Annotated in this window: 15 protein-coding genes; 5 read left to right on the forward strand and 10 right to left on the reverse strand. The window is 63.0% G+C overall.

Features of this window, described 5'->3' with window-relative positions; genetic code table 11:
- Positions 1-186 precede the first annotated feature (186 nt).
- The 4 genes from OEG82_RS21890 to OEG82_RS21905 form a co-directional block, all read right to left on the reverse strand.
- Complete coding sequence (locus OEG82_RS21890; RefSeq protein ID WP_267614459.1) at positions 187-1,545, reverse strand: sigma-54-dependent transcriptional regulator; 1,359 nt, start codon at positions 1,543-1,545, stop codon at positions 187-189.
- A 76-nt stretch (positions 1,546-1,621) separates the two neighbouring features.
- On the reverse strand, positions 1,622-3,418 hold the full coding sequence (locus OEG82_RS21895) for a sensor histidine kinase (RefSeq protein ID WP_267614460.1): 1,797 nt from the start codon (positions 3,416-3,418) through the stop codon (positions 1,622-1,624).
- A gap of 148 nt (positions 3,419-3,566) precedes the next feature.
- Positions 3,567-4,265, reverse strand: coding sequence for a tellurite resistance TerB family protein (locus OEG82_RS21900; RefSeq protein WP_267614461.1), 699 nt, complete (start codon positions 4,263-4,265; stop codon positions 3,567-3,569).
- A 152-nt stretch (positions 4,266-4,417) separates the two neighbouring features.
- Positions 4,418-5,062 (reverse strand): 2-dehydro-3-deoxy-phosphogluconate aldolase, encoded by a 645-nt coding sequence (locus OEG82_RS21905; RefSeq protein WP_267614462.1) that lies wholly within the window; start codon positions 5,060-5,062, stop codon positions 4,418-4,420.
- A 235-nt stretch (positions 5,063-5,297) separates the two neighbouring features.
- Between OEG82_RS21905 and trhO the strand changes: the two genes are divergently transcribed.
- From trhO to OEG82_RS21920, 3 genes are read left to right on the forward strand one after another with little or no spacing between them, the layout of a single operon-like run.
- Positions 5,298-6,239, forward strand: coding sequence for an oxygen-dependent tRNA uridine(34) hydroxylase TrhO (gene trhO, locus OEG82_RS21910; RefSeq protein WP_267614463.1), 942 nt, complete (start codon positions 5,298-5,300; stop codon positions 6,237-6,239).
- Positions 6,236-7,486 carry an NAD(P)/FAD-dependent oxidoreductase gene (locus OEG82_RS21915; RefSeq protein WP_267614464.1) on the forward strand — a complete coding sequence of 417 codons (1,251 nt, stop codon included), beginning with the start codon at positions 6,236-6,238 and terminating at the stop codon, positions 7,484-7,486. The genes trhO and OEG82_RS21915 overlap by 4 nt, the downstream gene beginning before the upstream one ends.
- A 23-nt stretch (positions 7,487-7,509) precedes the next feature.
- Positions 7,510-8,514: a 4-hydroxyproline epimerase gene (locus OEG82_RS21920; protein WP_267614465.1), complete on the forward strand. Its 1,005-nt coding sequence runs from the start codon at positions 7,510-7,512 to the stop codon at positions 8,512-8,514.
- A gap of 11 nt (positions 8,515-8,525) precedes the next feature.
- On the opposite strand, the gene OEG82_RS21925 is transcribed toward OEG82_RS21920, so the two are convergent.
- The 6 genes from OEG82_RS21925 to OEG82_RS21950 form a co-directional block, all read right to left on the reverse strand.
- Positions 8,526-9,236, reverse strand: coding sequence for a DUF421 domain-containing protein (locus OEG82_RS21925; protein ID WP_267614466.1), 711 nt, complete (start codon positions 9,234-9,236; stop codon positions 8,526-8,528).
- Positions 9,237-9,318: 82 nt separating this feature from the next.
- Positions 9,319-10,680, reverse strand: coding sequence for a GH1 family beta-glucosidase (locus OEG82_RS21930; protein ID WP_267614467.1), 1,362 nt, complete (start codon positions 10,678-10,680; stop codon positions 9,319-9,321).
- A 40-nt stretch (positions 10,681-10,720) separates the two neighbouring features.
- Positions 10,721-11,518, reverse strand: a complete 798-nt coding sequence (gene pcaD / locus OEG82_RS21935; protein WP_267614468.1) for a 3-oxoadipate enol-lactonase — start codon at positions 11,516-11,518, stop codon at positions 10,721-10,723.
- A gap of 140 nt (positions 11,519-11,658) precedes the next feature.
- Positions 11,659-12,969, reverse strand: a complete 1,311-nt coding sequence (gene xylA, locus OEG82_RS21940; protein WP_267614469.1) for a xylose isomerase — start codon at positions 12,967-12,969, stop codon at positions 11,659-11,661.
- Positions 12,966-14,420 (reverse strand): xylulokinase, encoded by a 1,455-nt coding sequence (gene xylB / locus OEG82_RS21945; protein ID WP_267614470.1) that lies wholly within the window; start codon positions 14,418-14,420, stop codon positions 12,966-12,968. Before xylB ends, xylA begins: the two co-directional genes overlap by 4 nt.
- 45 nt (positions 14,421-14,465) lie before the next feature.
- Positions 14,466-15,488, reverse strand: a complete 1,023-nt coding sequence (locus OEG82_RS21950; RefSeq protein ID WP_267614471.1) for a LacI family DNA-binding transcriptional regulator — start codon at positions 15,486-15,488, stop codon at positions 14,466-14,468.
- 273 nt (positions 15,489-15,761) lie between these two features.
- On the opposite strand from OEG82_RS21950, the gene gltX reads away from it, so the two are divergent.
- Together gltX and lysS are read left to right on the forward strand one after the other, a co-directional pair.
- A complete protein-coding gene (gene gltX, locus OEG82_RS21955; protein ID WP_267614472.1) occupies positions 15,762-17,234 on the forward strand; it encodes a glutamate--tRNA ligase in 1,473 nt (490 codons plus the stop codon).
- A gap of 5 nt (positions 17,235-17,239) precedes the next feature.
- Complete coding sequence (lysS, locus tag OEG82_RS21960) at positions 17,240-18,736, forward strand: lysine--tRNA ligase (RefSeq protein ID WP_267614473.1); 1,497 nt, start codon at positions 17,240-17,242, stop codon at positions 18,734-18,736.
- Positions 18,737-18,749: the final 13 nt, after the last annotated feature.

The raw sequence follows: 18,749 nt of genomic DNA on the forward strand, positions 1-18,749 counted from the left end.
ATGTCCTCCCGTCCATCGCATTCAGCTTAACAGGTTAGCAATCCCTGTGCCACTTCGGATGGCACGGGCAGACGGGAGCAAAAGGGCTCAGAACCCACCTGTGCGGACATCACACGGCCTGGCGCCGGCGCGTCAAGCCGGCGCGATGGGTACAAAACAACCCATCCAGCCGGACCGGTGGGTGGTCTATGACCCATCTCCGCGGGCATCGGCGCTGATGTCGAGCCGCCGCATCTTTTCGTAAAGGCCTTTGCGCGAGATGCCCAGGCTCTCATAGGTCGGCTTCAGCGCGCCATTATTGCGGGCGATTTCCGCCACGATCACCGCCCGTTCGAAGGCGTCGGTCCGGTCCGACAGATTGCCCGATCCCGGCTCCACCACCGCGCCCGGCGCGGCGCCGAAACCGGACCACATGCCCAGCACGAACCGGTCGGCGACATTGCGCAATTCGCGGACATTGCCCGGCCAGTCATGCGCCAGCAACCCGGCCTCGATCGGCGGCGTCAGATCCGGGATCTCGCGGCGGTAGCGCGCCCGCGCCTCGCGCGCCATGTGAAAGAACAACAGCGGAATGTCATCCTTGCGCGCCCTGAGCGCCGGGATCTCAAGGGTGATGACGTTGAGCCGGTAGTAGAGATCGGTCCGGAACGACGGGTTGTTTTCGAGATCCGCCTTTGTCGCCGCCACGAACCGGACATCAAGCGACACCTGCCGGTTCGATCCCAGCCGTTCGATCATCCGGCCTTCGATGGCGCGCAGCAGCTTGGCCTGCAGCTCGATCGGCATCGACTCGATCTCGTCGAGAAATACCGTGCCGCCATTGGCATGCTCGAGTTTACCGATCCGCAACTTCTGGGCCCCGGTGAAGGCGCCGGCTTCATGGCCGAACAGCTCCGATTCAAAGATGTCGGCCGGCAGCGCTGCGCAGTTGATGGCGACGAAATTGCCTTTGCGCCGCGGCCCGAAATCATGCAGCGCGCGGGCCACCACTTCCTTGCCGGTCCCGGTCTCGCCGGTAATCAGCACATCCGCATCGGTCTCGGCCACGGCTGAAATCTGCGCCCGCAAATGCTGGATGGCCGGATTGCGACCGACCAGCCGCGAAGACAGATCATCGCCGCCCTCAAGCGCACTGCGCAGAGACCGGTTTTCCAGCACCAGCCGGCGCTTTTCGATTGCCCGCTCCACCACCGAAAACAGGCGGTTGGCGGAGAACGGTTTCTCGATGAAATCATAGGCGCCCGCCCGCATCGCCTCCACCGCCATCTGGACATCGCCATGGCCGGTGATCAGCACCACCGGCATGGTCGGATCGATCGCCAGGATCTGGCGCATCAGCGTGAGCCCGTCCGTGCCCGGCATGCGGATATCCGAGACGATGACGCCATAGAGCGTGCGCAGCGGCAGGTCGCAGACCGCGCCGGCATCGGCATGGGCAACCACGCTCAGCCCCTCCAGCTGCAGGGACTGGGTCAGCGCATGGCGAAGATCCGCATCATCGTCAATCAGATGAACGACGCGATCACGCTGTCTCAAAACCGTCATGTCTTCCAAAGCCAGGCTCCTTCCGAGAGCGCTTGCGAAATCTGTGAGAACCATGTCCGCCGCAGCTTGTCCAGTGTCAAACCCGCTCGCCGGCATCTGCCCCCTGGCTGCCTGTGCCGGAAGCATCTCCTTGCGCGGATGCGGCGCGCAGCGTGACGGTGAAGCAGGCGCCGCCCCCGGGCCGGTTGCCGGCCACGATGGTTCCGCCGAAATCGCGGATGATATTGTCCACGATGGAGAGGCCGATGCCGATCCCCTCGCCTATACCCTTGGTGGTGAAAAACGGATCGAACACCTTAGCCAGCTGTTCCGCACCGATTCCGGGGCCGTTGTCCGACACGGTCACCACAACCCGGTCGCCGTCGCGGCGGGCATCGATCTCGACACGGGCATCATCGGTTCCGGCCAAAGCATCGATGGCATTGTTGACCAGATTGACAAACACCTGCCCGAGCCGGATCCGGCCGCCCTGCACATACAGATCGGCGACATTCGGCGTGACGAGAATATTGGCAATTCCCGCCGCTCTTGCCCGCGGCCGGGCCAGCAGCAGCGCCTCGTCAATGATGGTGCCCAGCGGCACGGGCCCGACAGTGGCGCCGGGCTTGCGCGAGAACGACAGCAAGGTGCGCGACAATTCCGCCATCCGCTCCACCAGCCCGTTGATGCGCGACAGATTGGCCAGCACCTCGGACGTCGCGCCACGTTCCAGGAACCGCTGGGCGTTGTCCGCATAGGAGCGGATGGCTGCCAGCGGCTGGTTGTATTCATGGCTGAGCGCTGCCGACATCTGCCCCAGCGCCGCGAGCTTGGAGGTCTGGACCAGTTCGGCCTGTGTCTTGCGCAAGCGGTCCTCCGCCTTGCGGCGCACCTCGACTTCATGGCTGAGCGAGCGGTTGGTGACCGACAGCGCCCGCGTGCGGTCGCGCACCACGCGCTCGAGCCGAAGCGCCGTCGCCCGGTCGGTTCGCGTCCGCAGGATCGCCACCTCGTTGCGGCGCAGCAGCACCAGCACGATCACCCCGGCGAGCAGGCACGCCAGCGTGGCGATCGCAGCCGCCGTGATCCTTGCGGTTTCCACCGGCGCCGGATCGGCCAGCACATGCAGGTTCCACTCCAGCAACGGCAGCCGCCGCACTTGATCCAGCCGGTCTTCGAACTGTCCGTTGATCAGGTAGCGCGATGGCTCGCCGGCCTGCCGCAGGTCGGATACCGGTTTGAGCCGCCAATCGGGATCATTGGCCAGAAACACGGTGCCGGTCCTGTCGGTAACAAAGATGCGCCGTGCCGACAGCGCCCATGCCGCTTCAACCCGGTAAAAATCGACATAGACAATGACGACGCCGACAAATTTCCCGTCGCGCCGCACTCCGGATGAAAACGCGTAGGTGCGGTCATCGCCGCCATAGGACAGCGCCGCGCGTCCGAGCCGCCCCTGCCGGGCCACCTCGATCAGCTCCGGCAATGCCACCGCACTCCTGGCATCGGGTCCGCGGGCATTGGCCAGCAGCTCGCCATCGGGAAAGAAGAAGGCAACGTCGCGGGCCGCCGACATGCCTGTGATCGACTCGGCGGTGCGGCGCGCATCGATGGTCTGGGCATTGCCGCCGGTATCGCGGACAAAAAGCGTGCGGATGGAAGACTGGCGCGAAAGCAGCGGCGGCAGCAGGCGGTACTTGTCGAGCACCCCGGAGAGGATCTCGGTCTGCACCGCCAGGGTTTCGCCGGCCTTCTGCATCACGTCCGAATGCGCCCGTTGCGTCGCGGAGCCGACCGACCAGGCAACGATGACCGCCGACAGGATCGCCCAGCCGACGAACAGGGCGGTTCGGATCAAGCGGAATTGCTTCTCGATGGCGACGCGTGACTGCATTCCCGGACATTAGCCGCTTTGCCGGTGTGGGCAAGCATCGCGCGTATCCATCTTGCGGATAGCAGCGCGACGCCCCGGGATTACGGAACGGGCATCGCGGAAACGGATCCGCGATCGCCCTGGCGTCACCAGTCAGGATCGGCCGGAATCAGACCTTGGCTGCAAAGACCGTTGCCTCGATATGATCGACCAGGGCATCGGCAAGCCCGAGCCTGCCGGCCAGGAGATCGAGGAAGCCGCGTTCGGCGCGGCTGTCAGGTTCGATGGCCAGCCGCGCTGCGGTGTACATCTCGACCTTCTGCGCATCATTTGCGGCAGCTCCGACGATCGCGTCCATATCGACGGGCTGCGCCAATTCCGCGTCAAGAAAACTCATCGCGTCCTCGCCAAGGCCTGACAGGGCCAGCTTGTCATGGATGCGCGCCCGTTCGGCATCGTCGATATGACCATCGGCGCGCGCTGCCGCGATCATCACCCGGACCAGCGAAAGCGCGAAATCATCTTTCACGGCAGCCGGTTCAATCGAAAACTCGGAATCCGATGGAGGCGGCAGCAATTCCGTATCAGTCGCTGCTTCGCTGGTCTGGGGGGCATTGCCGGCCTGATAATTCTTCCAGGCCTGGTAGCCCAGACCGGCGATCGCGGCCATGCCGCCGAGCCGCAATGCCGAGCCGCCCAGAGCGCGCCCGGCGCCGGTTCCAAGCAGCACTGCGGCAATTGCGCCGGTTGCCAGCGGGTTCTGCTTGGCGAGCTGTGTGGCCTGGCTGGCCTTGTCGCGCACGGTCCCTTCGGTGCCGGGAATGTTGGAACCGAGAAACTGGTCAAGCAGGGCTTTGGCATCGAACATGGCGATAGATCCTTGTCTTCCGGAATGCGGCAGGCCTGTCCGGCCGCTCGATATCACATAGGAAGACCCGGACCGGCTTTCAAACCGCCACACCAAATATACAGAACCGACCGCTGCGCCCGGCAGGGCGGACCTGTCGGTGATGCTTGTTGTTAATTCTGAACCGAAAGCTGGCAGGCTTCCCTTGCCAGGCGCGTGATTCCGTCCCAGTCGCCGTCTTCGACCAGTGCCGCCGGTGCAACCCAGGAGCCGCCGACGCAGACCACATTGGGCAGCGAGAGGTAATCGCGGGCATTGTCCGGGGTGATCCCGCCGGTGGGGCAGAACAGCGTACCGGCCAGCGGCGAAGACAGCGACTTGAGATAGGCAGCACCGCCCGCCTGTTCGGCCGGGAAAAATTTCAGAACCTCGTAGCCCTCTTCCCGCAGCGCCATCACTTCGCTGGGTGTTGCGGCACCCGGCAGCAGAGGAACCGGCGACTTGCGCGCGACATCAAGCAGTTCGAGCGTTGTCCCGGGAGACACGATGAACTGGGATCCGGCTTCGACGGCCTGGTGGTACTGGGCGGCATTGAGCACCGTTCCCGCGCCGGGCACCGCGCCCTCGACCTCATTGGCGACAGCCCGGATCGCCTGCAGCGCCACCGGCGTTCTCAGCGTGATTTCGATCGCCTTCAGTCCGCCCGCCACCAGCGCACGGGCCAGCGGCACCGCATGTGCAAGGTCCTTGATGACAAGCACGGGAACCACGGGCTGCAATTTCAAAATGGAAATGAGGGCTCGGGTCTTGTCAGTCATCGCGCTGGTCCTTCCAGGTCACCAATTGGAGAGCACCGAATAGCCTTTCACCGTATGCTTGTCCATGCCGGGACCATGCAGCCAGGTCAAACAGATCCGCAAAATCTGCCATGATCACAGCCTCCGGGCCGGGCCGGCATCATCTGGATCCACCTGCGTGAGCGCGGCACATGGCGGCCCGTGAGCGGCGCACAGACCGATTGCCTGAAACGCGCGGACACGCTATTCCGGCAGCATGAAGACAGCTCAGATTTCCCCTGCCCCCAACCAGCCGGTCGTTGTTGCCGCACTTTATCATTTCGCCCGGCTTTCCGGCCACGAACAGTTGCAACCACCTCTGGCGGAGCTGTGCCGCAACCTGGATGTGCGAGGCACTCTGCTGCTGGCGCGCGAGGGCATCAACGGCACCATCGCAGGCTCGCGCGCAGCCATTGATGCCGTGCTGGCGCATCTGCGCCAGATTCCGGGTCTCGAGACGCTGGAGCACAAGGAAAGCAGCGCCCACAGGATGCCGTTCCGGCGCATGAAGGTGCGCCTGAAGAACGAGATTGTCACCATGGGCGTTCCCGACATCGACCCGCTCGAGGACGTCGGCACCTATGTCGACCCGAAGGACTGGAACGCGCTGATCTCCGATCCCGACACGATCGTGATCGACACCCGCAATGATTACGAAGTCGGCATCGGCACCTTCAAAGGCGCGATCAATCCCGAGACCCACACCTTCCGGGAGTTCCCGGGCTGGGTGGAAAACGCCGGTATGGAAGACAAGAGCAAGCCGGTCGCGATGTTTTGCACCGGCGGCATCCGCTGCGAAAAGGCCACCGCCTTCATGCGCGCCAAGGGCTATGAGAATGTCTACCATCTCAAGGGCGGCATCCTGAAATATCTCGAGCAGGTGCCCGAAGAAGACAGCCTGTGGCAGGGCTCCTGCTTTGTCTTCGATGAACGCGTCGCCGTCACCCACGGCCTGCGCGAGAGCGACGAAATTCTCTGCCGCGCCTGCCGCAACCCGATCACGCCGGAGGCGCAAGCCTCGCCGCTCTACGAGGACGGCGTCTCCTGCCCGCAATGCTATGACAGCTGCACCGAGGACGACCGCGAACGCTTCCGGATGCGTCAGCGGCAGATGCTGGCCGAACGGCAAAGGGCCGCGGCCGGCGGAGACGGGGAATGACACGGCCAGCCAACCGGATCATCATAGTCGGAGCCGGGATTGTCGGCATAGCCACAGCCGCCCTGCTCTGCGAACAGGGCTATGCGGTCACCGTGATCGACCGCTCCGGCATTGCCGAGGAAACCAGCAAGGGCAATGCGGCGGCTCTCGCGTTTTCCGACATCATGCCGCTGGCATCACCCAAGATCCTGCTCAAGGCGCCGAAATGGCTGCTTGATCCGCTGGGCCCGCTGTCGATCCGGCCGTCTTATCTGCCGCGGCTGGCGCCCTGGTTGTGGCAGTTCTGGAAGGCCAGCCAGCCCGCCCGCCAGCAGGCCTCGATTGAGATGCAATCGGCGCTGATGTGGCTGGCCGAAACCGAGATGATGGCGCTGGTTGACCGCGCCGGCATGACCCACCGTGTGCGCCATGACGGTTCGCTGGAACTTTACGAAAGCGAAGCCGAAGTCAGATCCCATTCCGTTGGCTGGCAGCGTCGGGAACTGGCAGGCATTGCATTCGAGCATGTCCGCGGCGCCCGGCTGGCCGAACTTCAACCCGGTCTGTCGCCACGCTTTGTCGCCGGCACTTTCGTGCCCGGCTGGAAGACCGTCTCGGAACCGCAGCGCTTTGCGCAGGCGCTCTGGGCCCATGCCGAACGCTGCGGCGCCGTTTTCGAAAAGGCAGAAGTATCGGGGCTGGAGCTCTCCGAAACCGGCCCTTCCGTCCGGCTGGCCGATGGAACCACGCACGCGGCGGACCGGATTGTCATCTGCGCCGGATCCTGGTCGACACGGCTGATCAACAAGGTGACCCGGCTGCGCATTCCGCTCGACACCGAGCGCGGCTACAACACCACGCTGCCGCCGGGCGCCTTCGATCTCAAGCGCCAGCTGATCTTCGGCAATCATGGTTTCGTCATGACGCCGCTTGAGACCGGGGTGCGGGTTGGCGGCGCCGTCGAACTCGGGGGGCTCGACCTGCCGCCCAATTATGCCCGCTGCAAGGCCATGCTCGACAAGGCTGCCGGTTTTCTGCCGGGACTGAAGACCACCGGTGGCGTTGAATGGATGGGATACAGGCCGTCGCTGCCCGACAGCCTGCCGGTGATCGGTGCGCTGCCCGAAGATCCATCCGTGCTGCTCGCCTTCGGCAATGGCCATCTCGGCTTGACCCAGTCTGCAGCCATGGGGCGGCTGATCACCGATCTTGTCGGCGGCAAGCCCCCGTCCATTGACATTGCCGGCTGCCGGCCCGACCGTTTCTGACACGCCTTTCCGGAGATCACGCCATGGCGCGCAACCGTTTCTTCTGCATTGATGGCCATACCTGCGGCAATCCGGTGCGTGTCGTCACCGGCGGTGGCCCGCAGTTGAATGGTGCGACGATGCTCGAACGCCGGGCGCATTTTCTCAAAGACTATGACTGGATCCGCACCGGGCTGATGTTCGAGCCGCGCGGCCATGACATGATGTCGGGCGCCATTCTCTATCCGTCGACGCGTGAGGATTGCGACATCGCCTTCCTGTTCATCGAGACCTCGGGCTGCCTGCCGATGTGCGGCCACGGCACCATCGGCACCGTGACCATGGCGATCGAGAACGGGCTGGTCAGCCCGCGCGACCCCGGCCGGCTGGCAATCGACACGCCAGCCGGCCGCATTGTCGCACGCTATCAGATGAAGGGCCGCAAGGTCACCGAAGTGCGGCTGACCAATGTGCCTGCCTTTTTGCATTCCAGCGGCATCAGGACCTATTGCGAGGGACTGGGCGAAATCACCGTCGACGTGGCCTATGGCGGCAATTTCTATGCCATCGTCGATGCCCAGGAGAATTTCTCCGACATCGCCGATTTCTCCGCCGGCGATCTGGTCCGCATGAGCCCGGCACTGCGGCAGCGCATCAATGACGAGAATGAGTTCATCCATCCCGAACATCCCGACATCCGCGGACTGAGCCACATTCTCTGGACTGGTGCGCCAACCCGGCCTGAAGCCCATGCCCGCAACGCCGTGTTCTATGGCGACAAGGCCATTGACCGCTCGCCCTGCGGCACCGGCACATCGGCGCGGATGGCGCAATGGGCGGCGAAGGGCAAGCTCGGACCCGGTGACGATTTCGTCCATGAAAGCATCATCGGCTCCCTCTTCCACGGCCGGGTCGAGGCCGCCGTCCAGGTTGCCGGCAAGCCCGCCATCATCCCCTCAGTTGCCGGATGGGCGGTGGAGACCGGTCTCAACACCATCACCATTGACGACGAGGAAGACCCCTTCGCCCATGGTTTCGTGGTGCGCTGAGCAGGTGAGGATCAGGAGGATTTGGCATCCGCGATTGTCGCAGGCGTCCAGTCCTCGCCGTCACAGTTCCGGCACGACAATTCGCTGCCGCTGCGCAGCAAGGCGCAATCCATGCAGCACAGGCTGCCGGAATTCCCGTTCAGCGACGCCGGATCGACACGCGGCAGCGGACATATCTCGTGCGGCGGCACGATCGGCATCCCGGCAATCGGCAGGCTGGCGCGGAACACGCTGAGGCTGCCGCTGGCTTCGAGAAATGCGTTTTCGACCTCACCGAGATTGCGGATGCCCTCGAGCCTGAGCATCGCCAGCACCTCGGCCTTGCCCATGCCCCGGTCCGACGACTGATCGGTGTTGAGCCGCCCGTCCTGCACGATCCAGTCAGGCTTGCCGTCTATCGCCTTCTGCGCACTGTCGGAACGCAGGATCAGGAAATCGAGCCCCTTGTTGATCAGCACGATGATGGTGATGACCAGCATCGCGTGCAGCAACGGCACATCCGGGTAAAACAGCGAGTCGCCCACAGCCGACCCGAGCGCGATCACCAGCAGGAACTCGACCAGCGACAATTGCGAAATGCTTCGCCCGCCGATCCAGCGGATCAGGCTGAACGTGTAGATATAGATGACGACGGTGCGGAACAGGATTTCGAACAGAAAGGAGGGTGGAGCCTCGCCGAGCAGCATGCGCGCCCATTCGAAGGGAATGACGGTCTGATCCATGGCGACGGCTCCGGCTGAATATCTGCCGGATAACGTGCTGCCGCGGTCGTGGTTCCCTGGCCGCCCGCCGGAATTCAGTCTCTTATTTGCCGCAGTGCGCGGCGATCAGATCCCGGTACCAGTAACCCGACTGCTTGATGGTGCGCAGTTGCGTCTCATAGTTGACATGAACCAGGCCAAAGCGCATTGAATAGCCCTCTGCCCATTCGAAATTGTCCACCAGGCTCCAGGCGAAATAGCCTTGCAGCGGATAATTGTCGGCAACCAGGTCGGCAACGACCGAAAGATGGGTCGAAATATAGTCGAGCCGCATCGTGTCGCTGACCGCGCCGTTTTCCACCCCGGTGTTATCGGCAGCGCCGTTCTCGGTGATGTAGAACTCCGGCAGCGTGTAGCGGCCATAGAGTTGGCTGACGATATGGGAGAGACCCTGCGGCTCGACTTCCCAACCGATGTCGGTTTTCTCGGGCCTCACCGCCGGCGCAATGGCCACATGCGGAAACTCTGAAGCCGCGTCATCGCGAACCCGCATCGGCGTGTAGTAGTTCAGGCCCCAGAAATCGAGCGGCTGGCGGATCGTCTCGAGATCACCGTCCCTGATGTGGAGCGCCAGGTCAGGGCAGCCATCAAGCACCGATTGCGGATAAGCGCCTTCAAACAGCGGGCCGAAAAACACCCCATTGTGGAAATCATTGGCCCGCTCGGCAGCCTTGTTGTCAGCATCGCTGTCGCTTGCGGCCATTATGCTCATCGCATTGAGCACGATGCCGACCGGCATCTCGGCCCGTTCGGCCCGGATCGCCTGCACGCCAAGGCCATGCGCCAGATTGGTGACATGCAGCGCCGCCATCGCCGCTTCCATCGAGCGCTCTCCGGGGGCGTGAACGCCCATCAGATGCCCCAGATAGACCGAGCACCACGGCTCGTTGAAGGTGGTGATCGTGTCCAGCCGGTCGCCCAGACGCTGGGTGACGAGTCCGGCATAATCCGCAAAAGCCTCGGCGGTATCGCGGTCGGTCCAGCCGCCGCGGCCCATCAGCGCCAGCGGCAAGTCCCAGTGATACAGCGTTGCAAAAGCCTTGATGTTACGGGACTTGAGGCCGTCAAGCAGCCGGTCATAAAAGGCAAAGCCCGGCTCGTTGATTGCCCCGGCGCCATCGGGCAGCAGCCGCGGCCAGGCGAGCGAAAAGCGATAGGCTTTTGCACCCAGCTCCGCCATCAGATCGAGATCGGCCTCGAGCCGGTTGTAGTGATCGCAGGCCACATCGCCGGTATCGCCGCCCCTGACCCGGCCTGGCATGTGCGAAAACGCATCCCAGATCGACGGCTTGCGGCCATCGGCCTCGACCGCGCCCTCGATCTGGTAGGACGCGGTTGCCACGCCGAACAGAAAATCGGAGGGAAACCGGCCGGCCAGCGCCTGCGGCGAAGATTCACGTGTCATGGCAAGTCCGATCGAGGTTGGTTCCGCGGGGAGACAGATGTCAGGCTGCCGGGAGCCGATCGATGAAAGCCTTGATGGTTTCGCTCAGCTCGACCGGCTTTTCGATGCAAGGCAGATGCGCCGATCCCGGAATCTCCTGATACATCGCACCGGGGATGAGGCGGGCCAGTTCACCCACCAGCGAAGGCGGTGTGGAGCCGTCATCGGTTCCGACCACGCAGATGACCGGCAGGCTCAGTTCGGAACTCGATTGGGTGAAATCAGTGTCGCGGATGGCGGCACAGGTGCCGGCATAGCCTTCAACCGGGGTGCGTTCGAGCATCATCCGGTAGCCGGTGAATTCGGCATTGTCGGCGCTGCGATAGGCGGTGGTGAACCAGCGCTCGAGGATCGCGTCGGAGATCGAGGCAATGCCCTGCTCGCTGATCGCCGAAATCCGCGCATTCCACATGTCCGGCGTTCCGATCTTGTGGCCGGTGTCGCACAGGATCAGCGCCCGGACCAGATCCGGACGCTTGGCGGCCAGCCCTTGCGCAATCATCCCGCCGACAGACAGGCCGCACAGGATCACATCCTTGGCTTCGAAATGCTCGATCAGCGCGATCAGGTCGTCGATATGATCGTCCATGGTGATCGGGCCGTCACCGGATTCCGACAGACCATGTCCGCGCTTGTCATAGGCGATGATGCTGTAGTCACCGACCATGCGGACGATCACATCGCGCCAGATGCGGTAATCCGTGCCGAGAGAATTGGAAAAGACGATGGTCGGGCGATCGGGCGCCGCGCCGATCACCTGGTGATGGAGGACGACACCGTTCAGGCGGGCAAATTGCATGGCGAGGCTTCCTTCGGGCATTCTTTCTCGGGGTGGAAGCCGTTGATTTACGCCAGAGTGCATCCCGGCGCAATTGCCGGACGCAAATAGGGCTGCGGCGGCTCTTCAAACAGAACCGCCGCAGCCTGTTGTGAGATCAGTCAGACGTAGCGATTGACGACATTTTCCAGCCATTCCTGCTTGCCGGATCTCGGTTGCGGATCGATGTTTTCCGCTTCCACCCGTGCGGCGATCTGGTCGAGCGACATCGATCCGTCCAGCATCGCCTTGGCCTGCGCGCTGTCCCAGCCGGCATAGCGCGCGTCGACGAAGGACGACAGCGCCTTGTCCTCGACCATCTTCGCCGCCGCTTTCAGACCACGGGCGCAACAATCCATCCCGCCGACATGGGCAGCGAGCAGGTCTTCCGGATCGATCGACTGGCGGCGCAGCTTGGCATCGAAATTGGTGCCGCCGGTGGTGAAGCCGCCGGCCTGCAGGACTTCGTAATAGGCCAGCGCCATTTCCGGCACATTGTTTGGGAACTGGTCGGTGTCCCAGCCCGACTGGTAGTCATTGCGGTTCATGTCGATCGAACCGAAAATGCCCAGCGCCCGCGCAGTCGCCAGTTCATGCTCGAACGAGTGGCCGGCGAGAATGGCGTGGCCCTGCTCGATATTGACCCGAACTTCGTTTTCAAGGCCATAGCGCTTGAGGAAGCCGTAAACGGTGGCGACATCATAATCATACTGGTGCTTGGTCGGCTCCTGCGGCTTCGGCTCGATCAGGATGGTGCCGGTGAAGCCGATCTTGTGCTTGTATTCGACCACCAGATTGAGAAAGCGGCCCATCTGGTCAAGCTCGCGGCCCATGTCGGTGTTGAGCAGCGTCTCGTAGCCTTCGCGGCCGCCCCACAAAACGTAGTTTTCGCCGTTGAGCCGCTTGGTCACGTCCATGCAGGCTTTCACTGTTGCCGCCGAATAGGCAAACACGTCCGGGTCGGGATTGGTCGACGCACCGGACATGAAGCGCCGGTGCGAGAACAGGTTGGAGGTGCCCCACAACAGCTTGGTGCCTGTCTCCGCCATCTTGCCTTCGAAATAGTCGGCGATGGTTTCCAGGTTGCGGCGGCTCTCGGCGAAAGTGTCGCCCTCGGGCCGCACATCGAGATCATGGAAGCAGAAATAGGGATTCTTGAGCAGCGCGAACATCTCGAAGGCAACATCGGCCTTCAGCCGCGCCTGATCCATCGAATCGCCGAACCATGGCCGCTCGAAGGTCTGACCGCCGAACGGATCGCCGCCGGGCCATGTGAAGGAATGCCAATAGGCCACCGCAAAGCGCAGATGGTCTTCCATGCGCTTGCCCATGATCATCTCATCGGGATTGTAATACCTGAAGGCGAGCGGGTTGGTGCTGTCCGGTCCTTCAAACGGAATGGACGTGATGTCGCCGAAAAATCCAGTACTCATGACATGGCTCCTTTGATTGCGGGATAGAGGGCGCGATAGCGCTGATAGGCATCGTCGAAACCGGCAGCGAGATCACGATTGGGGTGAATGGTTCTGGCGGTCGCCGGTGGCGTGCAGACCGCGAAGGGATCGGCTGCTTCCGCGGCGATCAGGCCGAGCCGGGCGGCGCCGAAGGCCGCGCCGAAATCTCCGCCCTCGGGAATGTCGACCGGCATCCCCAGCACGGTGGCAAGCGCCTGGGTCCAGTAGCTTGAGCGCGACCCGCCGCCAATCGCGGTCACCCGCGACAGCGATGTGCCGGCCTGGGCAAGGGCTGCGAGACTGTCGCGGAAGGCGAATGCCACACCCTCGACCACGGCCCGGGTCATGGCGGCGCGGTCGGACTCATGGCCGAGACCGGCAAACACACCGCGAATGGCAGCATCATTGTGCGGTGTGCGTTCACCGGACAGATAGGGCAGAAACAGAACCGATCCGGGCGCCACAAGACTGTCGCCAAGCTCGGCGGTCAGCGCCGATGGCTCGGTGGAGGTAATGCCCGACAGCCAGTTGAGCGAATCCGTCGCCGACAGGATCACCCCCATCTGGTGCCAGGTGCCCGGCAGCGCATGGCAGAATGCATGCACGGCGCTGTCGGGATTGGGCAGATAGCGGTTGTTGGCGGCAAACAGCACGCCGGACGTGCCCAGCGAGGCGAAGGCCTGACCGTCAGCCACGGTGCCCATGCCACAGGCCGAGGCCGCATTGTCGCCTGCCCCGCCGGCAATCGGAATACCGGCCGGCAATCCAAGCTGAGACGCCGCTTCGGCGCGCAGGGCCCCTGCCCGGTCGGTGCCTTCGACCAGCGACGGCATCTGGCTGCGATCAAGCCCGGTGGCCGCAAGCAGGCCATCGTCCCAGGCGCGCTTGCCGACATCCAGCCAGGACGTTCCCGCCGAATCCGACATCTCGGATATGCTCTCGCCGCTCAGCCACAGCCGCAGATAGTCCTTCGGCAATAACACCTTGGCGACGCGCGCAAAGGCATCGGGTTCGTTCGCCGCCATCCATTTCAGTTTCGGCGCGGTGAAGCCCGGAAACACGATATTGCCGGTCAGCCGGCGGAATTGCGGATCGGCATCAAGTGCCGCGGCTTCTTCATAACTGCGCGTGTCGTTCCACAGAATGCAGGGACGGATCACCTTGCCGCCCCTGTCGATGGTGGTCGCGCCATGCATATGCCCCGACAGGCCGATGCCGCGCACCTTGGCAAGCTCCGCCGCATGGGTTTTCGCAAGCTCCGCCAGCGCCGCCTTCGTCGCCGTGATCCAGCTGTCGGGATCCTGTTCCGACCATCCCGGATGCGGCCGTTCGACGCTCAGCGGTGCACTGGCCGATCCGAGAATGCGCTGATCGGCATCGATCAGCAGCGCTTTGAGCGAAGATGTTCCGAGATCAAGTCCGAGATACATGGCGGAACGTCCTTTCCTTTGAAGACAGGGTGGTGGTTTCAGGGTTCATGGCAAATTGTCCCTGAGAAAAACATCGATGCGGATGCGCTCCTGCGCCGTCAGCAGGTCCAGCCCGTCCGCCCGCGCCTTGAGCACGCGGATGGCGCTGCGCACCTCGTGCCCGCAATCCTGATTGAGAACGGCGTCGAAGACGCCATCGGCCAGCGCCTGGCGCGAATGCTGCGTCACCTCATGGGCGACAACCGCAGACAGCTTGCCTTTGTGCGCGGCCAGCGCCTCGATCAGCCCGCGATTGCCGGCGCCGAGATTGTAGATGGCGACAATCTCCGGACCGGCCGCAAGCGCCGCCTCGACGCTGCGCCGGACGGTCCCGGCATCATCATTGGTTTCCACCGGGCCGATCAAGCCAAGCTCCGGAAACTCGGCTTCCAGCACCGCGGCAAACCCCGACGCCCTTTCCGCATGGTCGGACAGCTTCATCGAACCGGCCACCACCAGCACATTGCCCGGCCGTCCTGCGCAGAACCGCCCGATCAGGCTGGCGGCAGTTCGGCCGGCTGCGATATTGTCGATGCCGCAATAATGGATACGCTGTGACCCGGGCAGATCCGAAACGAGCGTCACCACCGGCACGCCCTGTTCGACCAGCCGGTCAACCGCACCGGTCACATCGGCGGTGTCGGTGGCGACCAGGCCAACGCCGCTGACCGTTTTGGGGTCGATCGCATCCAGCACGCTGACGATGGCTCCGGGGTCAAATGGCGGCACGGTCTCGATCCGGATCGAGGTGCGCTCGATCGACGAGCGTTGCGCGGCAGCGGTGATCTCGGCGGTGAGATTCTGCAGAAAGCTGTTAGGCCCGCCCGGCACGATGAAAACCAGCGGATAGACCCGCTTGCGGGCCAGATTGGCTGCCGTGACATCGCGCACATAGCCAAGCCGGCTGACCGCCGCCTCGACCTTGTCGACCGTCTGCCGCCGCACGCCCGGACGGCCATTGAGCACTCGGTCGACGGTCGCCAGACTGACCCCGGCTTCAGCCGCAATATCGTGCACTGTTGGTCGCATCCGTCCTCCTGACCGGCCTTCTAGACCAATATTTGAGGTACGTAAATCAAAAAGGTGTGGACGCTCCCGCACAGTTTGCCCTGCAGCAAAGCGGCCCATCGCGACCGCGCCATCCCTGCTCATACTTGACGCAACCGGCGCAATATGGCCTAAGGCAGCGCTTGCCGGTCTCCGCCGCGCCTCGCTTGGCCGCAGCGTATCCGGTGAACGATCGCAGCCGGCATCAGCCGCCGCGCGCACCATTCAACCGGACCTGGAAGCGGACGAAGACTCATGGCCAACACTGCAATGCGGGTGCGGATTGCACCGTCTCCGACGGGCGAACCGCATGTCGGAACCGCCTATATCGCCCTGTTCAACTACCTGTTGGCCAAGAAGCACGGCGGCGAGTTCATTCTGCGCATCGAGGATACCGATGCCGCGCGCTCCACGCCGGAATTTGAACAGAAAGTCCTCGACGCTCTGAAATGGTGCGGCCTGTCCTGGTCGGAAGGCCCCGATGTCGGCGGTCCCTATGGCCCTTACCGGCAGAGCGAGCGCAAGGACACCTATCTTCCCTATGTCGAGCAGATCGTCGAGAAAGGCCACGGTTTCCGCTGCTTCTGCACGCCCGAGCGGCTCTCTGAAATGCGCGCCGAGCAGCGCGCAGCCGGCAAGCCGCCCAAATATGACGGCCGTTGCCTGACACTGAAGGCCGAGGAAGTCACCGCCCGCATGGCTGCCGGCGAGCCCTCCGTGGTGCGGATGAAGATCCCGGCCGAAGGCGTCTGCAAATTCGTGGACGGCGTCTATGGCGAGGTCGAAATTCCGTGGGACGCCGTCGACATGCAGGTTCTGCTCAAGGCGGACGGCATGCCTACCTATCACATGGCCAATGTGGTTGATGACCATCTGATGAAGATCACCCATGTGGCCCGTGGCGAGGAGTGGTTGTCCTCGGTTCCCAAGCACATCCTGCTCTATCAGTATCTCGGGCTTGAGCCGCCGGTGTTCATGCACCTGTCGCTGATGCGCAATGCCGACAAGTCGAAACTGTCCAAGCGCAAGAATCCGACCTCGATTTCCTATTATGCCGCACTGGGCTATCTGCCCGAAGCGCTGATGAATTTTCTCGGCCTGTTCTTCATCCAGATCGGCGAAGACGATGAACTTCTGACCGTGGATCAGCTGGCATCCCACTTCGACCCGGAGAACCTGTCCAAGGCCGGTGCCATCTTCGACCTGCAGAAGCTCGACTGGCTCAACGGCCGCTGGCTGCGCGAAAGCGTTTCCGAAGAAGAGTTCATGACCCGCGTCATGGCCTGGGCCCAGGAAAACGGCCGTTTCCGCGAAGGCATGAAGCTGGCGCAATCGCGCATCACCAAGCTCTCCGACCTGCCTGACCTCACCGGCTTTCTGCTCAAGGGCGATCTCGGCCTGACCGCGGATGATTTCTCGAAGATCAAGAAGGTCTCGCTCGAGGATGTTCTGGTGACCCTGCAGACGGTTCAGCCCGATCTCGAAAAGATCTTCGAGTGGAACGCCGAAACCATCGAGGCGGAACTGCGCGCCATTTCCGAGCGCAGCGAAATCAAGCTGCGCAACATGCTGGCGCCGCTGTTCATTGCCGTTTCCGGCTCGTCGCGGTCCCTGCCGCTCTTTGATTCCATGGCCATTCTGGGCCGTTCCGTCGTCCGCCAGCGCCTCAAACAGGCCGAAACCGCCGTCAAGGCCGGTGTGGAAGCGGCAAAAGCAAACAACGGATAATTTCAATGACCGACAAGACGACTGAACCCGGCCTTTCATCCGACGTCACCGAAGTGCGGGCACAGAAGCTCGCCATTCTGCGTGAGACGGTCGGCGAGGTCTATCCGGCGCATTTCCACCGGACCATGACCAATGCCGAGCTGGCTGAAAAATACGCTGACATCGAAGCCGACACACTGACCGGCGACATCGTCACCGTAGCCGGCCGGGTCTATTCCTCGCGCAATTCCGGCATGTTCATGGACATCCATGACGCCTCCGGCAAGGTTCAGATCTTCAGCCACAAGGACACCACACCCGAAGATGTCCGCGCGCTTCTGCCGCTGGTCGACATTGGCGACATCATCGGCGTCACCGGGGAAGTGCGGCGAACCAAGCGCGGCGAACTGACCATCAATGCCCATGAGATCACCATGCTGACCAAGGCATTGCTGCCGATGCCCGAAAAATGGCACGGGCTTTCAGACATCGAGCTGCGCTACCGCAAGCGTCATCTCGACATCATGACCAATGAGGATTCGAAACTTCGCTTCCAGCAGCGCTCGAAGATCGTCTCCGGCATCCGCCGTTTCATGGAAGACGAGAGCTTCATGGAAATCGAGACCCCGATGCTGCACTCGGTCTATGGCGGCGCCACCGCCGAGCCGTTCAAGACCCACCACAACACGCTCAAGCTCGACATGTATCTGCGCATCGCACCGGAGCTCTATCTCAAGCGGGCGCTGGTCTCCGGGCTGACCGACAAGGTCTTCGAGGTCAATCGCAACTTCCGCAATGAAGGCGTGTCGACCCGGCACAATCCCGAATTCACCATGCTGGAATGCTACTGGGCCTATGCCGATTACGAGGACATCATGGGCCTCGTCGAGAGGCTGTTCGAGAGGCTGGCCTTGGCGATCCACGGCAAAACCGAGTTCATGTATGGCGACACCGAGATGTCGTTCAAGGGCCCGTTCAAACGGGTTGCCATGCCCGATGCGGTAAAAGATGCAACAGGCATCGATTTCCGCGCGATTACCACCGACGAAGAGGCTCGTGCCGCCGCCAAGGCAGCCGGTTTTGAAATCGAGGACGACTGGACCTGGGGCGAATGCCTGGCCTTCATCTTCGAGGAAAAGGTCGAATCCACCCTGATCCAGCCGGCGCATGTGACGCATTTCCCCAAGGATATCTCGCCATTCGCCAAGGAAGTGCCGGGCGAGCCGCGTCTGGTTGAACGCTTCGAGACCTATTGCAATGCCTGGGAACTGGGCAATGCATTTTCCGAGCTCAATGACCCGGAAGAACAGCGCAAGCGCATGGTCGAGCAGCTGGAGCAGGCGCATGCCCGCGGCGAGATGGAAAAGCAGCTCGATGAGGAATTCCTCGACGCCATCGACCAGGGCATGCCGCCCGCCGGCGGCCTGGGGATCGGCGTCGACCGGCTGATCATGCTGCTGACCAATGCGCCGTCGATCCGCGACGTCATCCTGTTTCCGGCCCGCAAGGCCCGCAGCGAATAGCTGAAACTACCGT

Origin of the sequence: Hoeflea ulvae, from assembly GCF_026619435.1 — a bacterium.
In the GTDB taxonomy this organism is placed as follows: Bacteria; Pseudomonadota; Alphaproteobacteria; order Rhizobiales; family Rhizobiaceae; genus Hoeflea; species Hoeflea ulvae.

Bases quoted from the DNA above. Each gene is read 5' to 3' on its own strand.
- xylA (WP_267614469.1), bottom strand. From the start codon at position 12,969: ATGAGTACTGGATTTTTCGGCGACATCACGTCCATTCCGTTTGAAGGA.
- OEG82_RS21905 (WP_267614462.1), bottom strand. From the start codon at position 5,062: ATGACTGACAAGACCCGAGCCCTCATTTCCATTTTGAAATTGCAGCCC.
- xylB (WP_267614470.1), bottom strand. From the start codon at position 14,420: ATGTATCTCGGACTTGATCTCGGAACATCTTCGCTCAAAGCGCTGCTG.
- lysS (WP_267614473.1), top strand. From the start codon at position 17,240: ATGACCGACAAGACGACTGAACCCGGCCTTTCATCCGACGTCACCGAA.
- OEG82_RS21925 (WP_267614466.1), bottom strand. From the start codon at position 9,236: ATGGATCAGACCGTCATTCCCTTCGAATGGGCGCGCATGCTGCTCGGC.
- OEG82_RS21950 (WP_267614471.1), bottom strand. From the start codon at position 15,488: ATGCGACCAACAGTGCACGATATTGCGGCTGAAGCCGGGGTCAGTCTG.
- OEG82_RS21920 (WP_267614465.1), top strand. From the start codon at position 7,510: ATGGCGCGCAACCGTTTCTTCTGCATTGATGGCCATACCTGCGGCAAT.
- pcaD (WP_267614468.1), bottom strand. From the start codon at position 11,518: ATGCAATTTGCCCGCCTGAACGGTGTCGTCCTCCATCACCAGGTGATC.
- OEG82_RS21890 (WP_267614459.1), bottom strand. From the start codon at position 1,545: ATGACGGTTTTGAGACAGCGTGATCGCGTCGTTCATCTGATTGACGAT.
- gltX (WP_267614472.1), top strand. From the start codon at position 15,762: ATGGCCAACACTGCAATGCGGGTGCGGATTGCACCGTCTCCGACGGGC.
- OEG82_RS21930 (WP_267614467.1), bottom strand. From the start codon at position 10,680: ATGACACGTGAATCTTCGCCGCAGGCGCTGGCCGGCCGGTTTCCCTCC.
- OEG82_RS21915 (WP_267614464.1), top strand. From the start codon at position 6,236: ATGACACGGCCAGCCAACCGGATCATCATAGTCGGAGCCGGGATTGTC.
- OEG82_RS21895 (WP_267614460.1), bottom strand. From the start codon at position 3,418: ATGCAGTCACGCGTCGCCATCGAGAAGCAATTCCGCTTGATCCGAACC.
- trhO (WP_267614463.1), top strand. From the start codon at position 5,298: ATGAAGACAGCTCAGATTTCCCCTGCCCCCAACCAGCCGGTCGTTGTT.
- OEG82_RS21900 (WP_267614461.1), bottom strand. From the start codon at position 4,265: ATGTTCGATGCCAAAGCCCTGCTTGACCAGTTTCTCGGTTCCAACATT.